Annotated in this window: 1 protein-coding gene; it reads right to left on the reverse strand. The window is 65.6% G+C overall.

Annotated elements, in window-relative coordinates; all coding sequences use genetic code 11:
- Positions 1-255 (reverse strand): aldo/keto reductase (locus SCA31_RS24195; protein ID WP_410699527.1); only part of this gene is annotated, 255 nt, incomplete at its 3' end.
- Between the last annotated feature and the right edge of the window lie 4 nt (positions 256-259).

Raw genomic sequence — 259 nt, forward strand, 5'->3', positions numbered from 1 at the left:
GGCCACCGAGGCGGCGTCCGCGCAAGCCTTTATCCGATCCGGGTTGGTGGTGCCCACTACCGGTGAAATCCCGGCCGGGTGCTTCATCAGCCAGCCCAGCAGCACGGACTCGGGCGTGGTGCCCTTTTCTTCGGCCAACCGTTCAAGCATCCCAGCCGTAGCCGATTCAGCGGGTGACATCCCTGAGGACCCCGCTCCCGTGTAACGCCCCTGCGCCAAGGAACCGTACGCCTGAAGCTCAATTCCCCGGGCCATGCAG

Origin of the sequence: Chryseobacterium sp. SIMBA_028 (assembly GCF_046535285.1) — a bacterium.
Lineage (GTDB): Bacteria > Bacteroidota > Bacteroidia > Flavobacteriales > Weeksellaceae > Chryseobacterium.